This window comes from Pedobacter sp. 01N416, from assembly GCF_056399685.1.
On sequence record NZ_JBFTRT010000169.1, the window covers coordinates 1 to 8,991 of the forward strand.

An 8,991-nucleotide genomic window follows, 5' to 3' on the forward strand; every position below is an offset into this window, starting at 1 on the left:
GGGTAATAACCGTGGATATTTTGCGATCCCCGAAATAGATGATCAGGTGATGATTGCGTTCGAAGAGGGGAATATTGCACGGCCCGTAGTAATGGGAAGTGTTTACCACAGCTCCAGCGTAGATAGTAGCCCGCTTATTCAAAATCACCTTAAAAGTATCATTACCAGAAGTGGACATTTAATAGAATTTGATGATAATCAGGGTACACAAGGCATAAAAATCACCGATATCCACAATAATATTATCCATATCGACACCAAAGGCAATAATATAACCATTACTGCTTTGGAGAACATGACTTTAAACTGTAAGAATATGCAGATTAATGTAGCGGAAAATATGGACGTGAAGGTGGGTAAAAACATTTCAGAAAGTGCCGGGGAGAACATTACCACAAGTGCCAACGAAGACATTACGCAAACTGCCGGAAAAGATATCAATATCAGCGCTACTGGGGATATGAAAGAATCAGCAAATAATAAAACCGAAATGGTAGAAAAAGCATACATGAGAAGTGCTCAGGAATCTACACAGTATGCTGAAAAGGTAACTATTTTTAGCACCAAAGAAAACATGCTGTTGGAGAGTTCTGAAAAAACTGTAGAGATTAACAGTGCGGAAAAATCAAATCTTTTTTGATATGGCCATTAAGAAAATTGCTAAAAACCTGATCATTACAATTACTGATCAATATGTTTCCACTTCGCAAACAGCATTTGAAACTGCTGAAAAGGTAGAGATTGTTGCCTTGGGAGAAAATTTGGTCTTAGCTTCGAACAAAAAAATTAATATCACCGGTAAATAAGCAGGCTATGACGAATGTAATGTTTAAGAAGCCGAGGTTTGTAATTCCTGAGGCTACAAAAAATAAACCTATTGCTGATATTGTAATGTTTGTTGCCGGTACTACAGATCCTGTAAATACGGCAGGCTTAAAGCACCAGGCAAATACCGAGTACTGGAGGGGTATTGATGCGAAAACACATAAAGCAACAGCAGAAAGTGTAAATAATTTTTGGAATAAAATAAAAGAAATAAAATTTCAATATCTGAATTTACATATTGAGGGCGATTTTTTTAGTTGGTCTGGAGACAATGATACCAAAGAAAGAAATATTGCAGCAGAGCGTTTAATGGATGTAATGTTACGGACATACAGAAATTGGAGACATCAAAAAGTTCATTTGCATTTAATCGGACATTCGCATGGGGGTAATGTAATAAACCAATTTACAGAACTCATTACGAGTAAAGAAATGATAGCGAAGTCTGAAGTTTTAAAAAGAAATAAATTTACTGAATTTCCTAAACTATGGAAGATTAAAAGTATTACTTATTTATCAACGCCATTTTTTCAAAAAAAGCACCAATTAAATCATACCAAACTACATAGCGCTTGTAAAATAATCAATGTACATAATGAATATGATTTAACGCAGCAGCTCGTAGCAGATTTTAGTTTGGTCAATATGGAAGGGCTATTAAAATCTTTCCAGATGGATAAATTTGAGCGGGGTATAAAAACTGTTAAAAGTGTAAAACACGAAGTTATTACAGATTATCTTAAGGGCTGGCGTTCTGAAAAAAAAGCAATTGCTGCATGGAAAGAAATGGCAACAGCTTTTTTAGGAATCAATATGATCATATCAGAATTTATTAAGTACATTAATTCACTGAAAATTGAAAATTCCAGCTTGCAAAAAGAAAAGGATTCATTCGTAAGTATATTAAATAAATTTCTTTTATGGAGCTACGATGTAAATAAGAATTATAACGGGGGGAAAAAAGGGTACGATAAAGTTACCTGGGCAACAAATCTGAATTTGAGTCAGGGTTTAACAGTTTTAAATACACTATTTCATATTAAAAGCGGCCCAAAGGACAGCTATTTATTAAGTTTATTAGCAAATATTTTCGGAGAAAAAAGAGGGATAACTGATAGCATTGACGAAACATCATGGACCCCAAAAAAACAGACCAAAGGATTGTCGATTCTAGATGTTCCCATTTTTGATAAAGATCCTTATAACTCAAGAAACAAAAGAGCTCAATTCGGTACTTTCTTAAAAGGGGCACAAAATGCAGTGCATAGCAATAATTTGGAAGATATGTTAATGCGTCTGTTCAGTCAGTTTATTAAACCTGCTCAGTTGGCCAATATTTACAATTATATTAATTATGCTGAATATGTCGTAACGGGAAATCTTGATGCACAGCTTAAAATCTTCGGGGGAAATCTGAAAAAATATACGGAATTCGTTACAAAATACAATGCAGATTTGGTTGCAGAAAAAGATGAAAACATTGCGGAGTTAGACAAAAAACCTGGATCAATACCATATTTGGCGATGACATCGCATAGTTTAAGCCACACCCGGTTTTGGCCAAAAATTGAAGAAGGATTACGGGGAGCTTTTAGTTCGGGAGTAAATACAGGATATAAAAAGAAATAATTATGAAGAATCCTCAAAAACTAATCATCATTAGTTTGATCATGTTTGTAGTTACTGCTCTAGGTATAACCCTTTGGTACATAAACGACCATATATTATTAAAATTTGATACCAAATCGATTCTAATGGTATTGCCTAGGGTAGGAATGCCGGCTGGAATAATTACTACATTTATATTTCTATTGGTCGTATTTTGTTTAAACAAAATAAAGAACTCATTTATAATAACACTGGTAATGAGTTTAATATTTATTGCATTTGTAATGATATCCTACTGGTTTATCCTGCACATGATATTTTACAACATTGAAGATAAGAAATCATTTATAAGTCAGTTGCTTGATTTTTAAAATGCTCATCTATCAAAATAGTTTTTAGAAATCAAGAGTGCGATTATAGTGATTTATATTTAACTCGCTGTGTGATGTTTTTTGCGGAAATATTAATTATAAGCATAGCACTTTCTTTATACCTGGTTCTTATTAAATAATCCTTTTTGAAATAGATAGAACAAATCGATAAAAATGGACATTGCAAATAAAACAATATACTATTCAGGCATAAATGCCCTCCGCTTAGAATGGCCAGCAGAACTGTCTGTAAAATATGGCGTTTTAATCATTTTTAACGAGGGCGAAGAAAATAGCAATGAAGTTAAATACGAAGTGCGTGTTACCAGGTTAAAGCCAGGTAAAGAGGGACAACCTTTATTTCAAATTGAGCGGATTAGCGATGTTTTTGTCAATGAAATCTTGCCCGATCTGGTTGCCGATCGTTTAGCTTATGCTATAGGAAAAGTGTTTTATCCTTTGGTAATTAGTGTTGATCAAAATGGTGGTTTTCAAAGTATTTACAATCACCAGGATATATTAAAAAGATGGGAATCTGTTAAAAAGAAGGTGCTGGATAATTTTGAAGGTGGTCTTGTAGAAGACTATGTAGAGCGGATGGAAAAACAGCTGGCTAATGCTGATAGTATAAATCTTGCATTTTTAAATAGCGATTGGTTTATTCACACTTTTTTTAAACCGATTTATAAAGAATACGGTCAGAACCATATAACTGAATCTATATATAAATTTCCGATAGCCAGAGGCTTTAACGTAGAAGGCTATCTAACACAAGAAAAATTAGCTGCCCAATCTAATAGCTTTGGAGCAATAGAATTGATTCATGATGGTACTATTATGCCTTTGGAGGATGAATTATATATCACAAACAGGGCCACCGGTAACTATGAAGGATATTATCTTTTACACCCGAAATTTAAGCGGATCATATCTGTCGTTTCTGATTTCAGTTACGGAGCGCAGGAAAAAGCGAAAGTAAAGATAAAAATTGCATTGATTCCCGAAAATAACCAGGAGTTTGATCACGATTTTGAATTAGATACCAATGTTAAAGGTTTGCCCGTAACAGAAATGGTGGTACTTGATGGCCCGTCAAAAAAAGGATTTTGGGATCGTTTACTAAATAATTAAGGCAATGGCAGAGAAACATATTGTAGTTCAGGGGGCACAGTGTATGTGCAAATTTGGATCGGCGCCCGATAAACTCAAAGTGCTAACGCATACAAAAGAATATGCAAACGATAAAGATGGAAGCCAAAAATCTATAGCAACCACAATGGATATCGRCCCAACTTTTGAAAAGAACATGTTTGGATCCTGCTCAAAAATGTACAATAAACCCTGTAATGCTGTGGTAACCAAATGGTCGGGTTTTTATGAAGATACCATCCTTACAAACGGAGGTAAAATTTTGCTCGAAGATAGCAAAGCTACCTGCCCAATAGGAGGCCCCGATTGCATTGAGATTGTTMAGCACGGGCAAAAAGCAGAAGCCTCAAAACAAAACTTTAATAACGCAAATAAAGACGTACAATCACAGCTCAATCCCATGTCAGAATCTTTAGATGAATCTGCAAATAATTTTAACGGTGTAGAAGCAAGTGTTAAAGCATAACGTATGGCAAAGGGAATAAAGAAAATTATTTGGACCGGTGAAGGTAAAGTATATAATGCTAACAAAGGATCTATACCCGGTCAGTTAGTGGTAGTAGCTCCAGATCAGTATGTTTGGTTCAAAATAGGAGAATGGCAGCCCGGCACTACCGAGCAAGATAGAAAGAAAGATGTAAAATGGGCCGTTTTTAACGAGAAAAGCGTCATAGATCTTCAGAAAACAATCCCCAGCAATTTTAGCTATGGTTACCGGATACCCAAAAAATTATGCGGACCATACCTGTGGTACATTGAAGCAACATGGAGCGGGAATTTTGATAGCAAATCAGGTTTAAAGATCAGGGGCGAATCGCCTGCAAAAATAATAGACAGCAGGTGGACTCAAAATGAAGGGGGAGCAGATGTGCGCAAAACTTACCAGTTTTCGTACGGAGAACTCATCTGGCTCAGGCTTTTTACTGAAGGATTAAATGGCTATGATAATGTAGAGGTTAGGGTATTCAGAAAATTGAGATCAGCATTAGGCCTATGGCCAAAAGATGATGAAGAAACCCGAAAAATTTATCAGGTAAGTGTAACCAATGGCGAAATTAACCTAAAAATTCCCAATACGTATTCATGGTACCAGTCTATGAATGATAGATCGGATGTTGAAGAATTTTATGTGCGTGTGGTGCATCCCGTAACTGGTGAATATATTGAAGATACGGGAAGTAAGGGCGATACTGCCCATGCCCGGTTTTTAAGGATAAAAGATAAACTTAAATCGCAGGTAGTAGAAATACCCGAAAACAGAACACCGGTTACCATTTACCAGCCCGATAAAAACGAGGCAAGGTTTGAGTTGTGCAAGTTTGAACAAATTAATGTAATAGAAGAAGGAAGTAAACCCGAACTAGTTTTCGATAATGGAAGTGGAGTTAAAAATGTTATCGATAAAAGGGAAAAAACGTTAGAGTCTATTATTTTTAAATTTGACAGTACAGAACTTTTACCCGAAAGTCTTAAGCAGCTTAATAATATATTGCGGTTCCTGCTCGAACATCGATACAGTACTATTCAACTTGATGGTTTTGCTTGTGTAATCGGTAAACAGAACCATAACAATGTATTATCAGAAAACAGGGCAAAAACAGTAAGAGAGTTTTTTATCAAAGGGAAATTAGATCCAAATCGGATCAAAACGGCCGGACATGGAGAAGTAAACCCTACAGACGATAAAAAAGGCCGCGACAATATTAAATATAAAAATGAGGCAGACTATCAGAATAACCGGAGGGTAGATATTGCATTTGAATATTACGGGCATAATGCACAAACTATTATTTATGAAACTATTGTTGGCAATAAACCAAAAGATATTACCGTTGAACCCGTAAAATTCGATACCAAAGCTTGTTTTGACCGCAAAAAGCATAATAAAACCATCAAATTAATCAACATTGATGTAAAAGCTGAGAATGAGGGCAAAATTACAGTTCCGGCAGTATCAACAATGAGTAAGTTCAATGTTATTCCATTAAATTACATTTGGCCCAAGCGGGATGGATTAATGAATAATTACATGGTTCATATCCATTCTTGCAGGTATTATTCTGTTCAGAACAATCCTACATTGGCTATACATGTATACTCTGATATTAAATGGACCATAGAATTTAAATGGTCGCATACCCAACCCTTTGCCTACACCTACGGTAATAAGTTGTACGGTTATGAGTTAGATGAAGCAAAAAAGAAAGCAATAGGTGCTGCAGTAGATGCCGGCTGGTCCGAAAACTTTGGTGAGATGGCTCAAAAGTTTGAGCTATCATTTGTAGGAGAATGGACTACCTCAGCAGGTAAAAAGCAAAAGGTTGAATTTAGTAAAGAATGGTCAGAACGTATTGCTAAAACCCTGAGGGTTATAAATCAGGTTAAGCAAATGGCAGATCGGGTATCTAATTCCTGTTTGGCCAAAGGAAGGTTCATGTTCGAAGTGAAGGCACCTGTTTTGGCGGTGTCTGCTCAATGGTATTTAAAAAAAACAAACAAAGTTGTTGGAGAGATTGTCGAAATCGGCGCAGAAACCAATCCGCTTATAGAAGCCGCTCTCAGTATAGATCTAATCGATATTGTTCTAAAATATGGTGGAAATGCTATATGTCCAGGGGCTGGTGAAGTACTCACCTGGATTAAGGATAAAATGAACAAATACGTTAAGATAACTTTTTTGATTACCGTAGGCGGTGCACTTAATATTGCAGGGAAATCCATCATCAATGTTAAATTCCCTAAAGAAACAACCGGTGAAGTCAAAATTACCGGTGAGCTCAAGGTCAATATCGAATTTAAAGCTACGGCCAAAGCCGAAACGGGTAGTATGGGGGTTTCGGGGATTGTAAAAGCGGATGCTAAAACAAGCGTTACCGGAGGCGTAAAATTAGGTGCCGATAAAGAAGGAGTATTCGTCGCTCCAATAGCAGAATTCGGAGGCATAAAAGCCACGTTTGTTGCAGCTACAACAATTAAATTTGGTTTTATTAAGAGAACTTTTAGCTTTGATGGTGATGCTGTTCTTGTTGAAAAAGACGATGTTAAATTTAAGAAACATTATTTGGTTTAATTTTATATACTCATGAAGAAAAATTTAGCTTTTTTAGTTTGTTTAATCTTTTTAGGCTGCAGTCCAAAAAAAATTGACCTAAAAGATTTGGTCCTTGCCGAAAAGCCCAATGTAGATTTGTCTGAATTTACCAAAAATATAACGGAACAAAAGGGACGCTTTGAACTACCCACAAAAGATGGTGTTCAGTTGGTTGATAAGGGAGAAAAGATAGTTTATTATTTTTTTGCAGGGAACGATAATGTAACTTTCGACAAAGCTAAAATCGCCGAAGTTTTAGAAACTAAAGTAGTAACCTACAATGGCGTTGTGAGTTTTATCAGTGTACATCCAGATAATAAAGATGCAGCAAACTTACTTAAGGATATGCTAAAAAGCTATTCGACACCCGATTCTATTATTTATAATCAAAGAAAATTTGATGACAACGAAAAGGAAACGCCTGCATTATTAAAAAGCCTTATGCCACATCTTGTTAAAGAAGTTGCTGATGAATTTGATAATAAGGCTACGCAATATCCCCAACAATTGTTTTGGAGCAAAAATGATGTATTAACCCAACTGGTTATAGATCCGACTAATGCTAACCTAAATATGTCAATTAAGATCATAACTAAAAAGGCATATATGGATCACATTGTTGAGGAATATGCTAAGCCACTATTAAAAGAGTATGATAGTCCGTTTGCACATCTTTTTAAAAAATAACCTTTATGACTGAACCATATTATTTACTGGAATACAATATTTCACTGGCAAATTTTGATCTCATTGTAAACGATGTAGTTGTTCATACCCATACCGAAGCAGGTAGCATCCATTCTCAATATCCGATAAACCACTTTATTTTATCAAGCGGCAATCAAAGTTTTAGTGTTGTTTTAAAGCCTGTTGAAGGTGAACTGATTAATCCTAACGCCGAAGCTCACATAAAAATAAACGTTTTGGATTCGGCAAATGGTAATTTTGATAATCAAAAGACGATAACAAAACTAGATGCTCCGGCTTTAAATGAAAAAAAGCTACCGGAATTAAAAATAGGAGGTGTTTTTAAAGCTGAAGTACCTTATCAAACATTAGGTTGGGTAGCATCCCAGATTATTGATGTTAAAAATGAAAATAGCTTAAAACTTGTTAATGATTTTTATCGCAGTATATACCTTCTTTTCAGGGATAAGAAAATCGACGAATTATCCGCCCTGTTAAAAAAGAGATATCAGGAAACGGATACTTCCATGTATTTAGAAGAAGATAATTTGAGCGCGTTAAAAAATATGTTCGCTATGTTGGCAGAGGAAGATTATGTTTTACAAGAATTTCCTAATCAAACCAAATTAGAATTTTATGCGCAGAATAAATTGTTAAACTTAAAAAGAAAGAATCATAGCCCTATTATTTCTTACCTCAAAAAGGGAGCAAATGAAGAGTTTGGTTTCCCTTTTTACATACACCTGCCAAAAGGTAATAATGGGTTCGAAATTATCCGCTAGATGCACAATTGCCAGGAATATGAGGAATACTATTTATAGGCGCAATTGTATTTTTTTAGGCTACAGTGCTCAAACTAAAGATCAAGAAAAAAATTATTGGAAATTGGTCTAGTAATATGAAAAATCTTAAACCGGGGCATATATTGGAAAAATGCATGTGCAGGTAAAGATGTGTCTGTTGAGTTAACGGCCCTAAACAGGAGAGATGGAGCAGCTAAAGACTGGATTGCTTTCTGTGCTTTCGACTGGTATAAAAATTAGTAATTGTCCAAAATTACGCTTCAAAAAGTAACGCCTTGTCTAAAAATGCTACAATATTTTAAGCTATTGTATGTAGTGGAAATGAGACGGCGGGTGATTTCAAAAAAAATACATTTTTTTTCTTGTCAAAAATCTGCGTTCTGCTAACCGTAGGATAATATTTTAGAATTAAGTGTACGCGTTAGCTGTTATATATGAGTAACATACACAATAATTG

Annotated in this window: 8 protein-coding genes; all 8 read left to right on the forward strand. The window is 35.3% G+C overall.

Annotation, left to right across the window (positions count from 1 at the left end):
• Positions 1 to 640, forward strand: a 640-nt coding sequence (locus AC1DND_RS11335) for a phage baseplate assembly protein V (RefSeq protein WP_477581678.1), incomplete at its 5' end; no start/stop codon positions are given.
• Position 641: 1 nt separating this feature from the next.
• Positions 642 to 806: a hypothetical protein gene (locus AC1DND_RS11340; RefSeq protein ID WP_157258313.1), complete on the forward strand. Its 165-nt coding sequence runs from the start codon at positions 642 to 644 to the stop codon at positions 804 to 806.
• Positions 807 to 813: 7 nt separating this feature from the next.
• Positions 814 to 2,454 carry a hypothetical protein gene (locus AC1DND_RS11345; RefSeq protein ID WP_477581679.1) on the forward strand — a complete coding sequence of 547 codons (1,641 nt, stop codon included), beginning with the start codon at positions 814 to 816 and terminating at the stop codon, positions 2,452 to 2,454.
• Positions 2,455 to 2,978: 524 nt separating this feature from the next.
• Positions 2,979 to 3,935: a hypothetical protein gene (locus tag AC1DND_RS11350; protein WP_477581681.1), complete on the forward strand. Its 957-nt coding sequence runs from the start codon at positions 2,979 to 2,981 to the stop codon at positions 3,933 to 3,935.
• A gap of 4 nt (positions 3,936 to 3,939) precedes the next feature.
• Complete coding sequence (locus tag AC1DND_RS11355; protein WP_477581683.1) at positions 3,940 to 4,419, forward strand: DUF4280 domain-containing protein; 480 nt, start codon at positions 3,940 to 3,942, stop codon at positions 4,417 to 4,419.
• A 3-nt stretch (positions 4,420 to 4,422) separates the two neighbouring features.
• Complete coding sequence (locus tag AC1DND_RS11360) at positions 4,423 to 7,023, forward strand: OmpA family protein (RefSeq protein ID WP_477581684.1); 2,601 nt, start codon at positions 4,423 to 4,425, stop codon at positions 7,021 to 7,023.
• Positions 7,024 to 7,035: 12 nt separating this feature from the next.
• A complete protein-coding gene (locus AC1DND_RS11365; protein ID WP_477581686.1) occupies positions 7,036 to 7,731 on the forward strand; it encodes a hypothetical protein in 696 nt (231 codons plus the stop codon).
• Positions 7,732 to 7,736: 5 nt separating this feature from the next.
• Complete coding sequence (locus tag AC1DND_RS11370) at positions 7,737 to 8,513, forward strand: hypothetical protein (protein ID WP_477581688.1); 777 nt, start codon at positions 7,737 to 7,739, stop codon at positions 8,511 to 8,513.
• Positions 8,514 to 8,991: the final 478 nt, after the last annotated feature.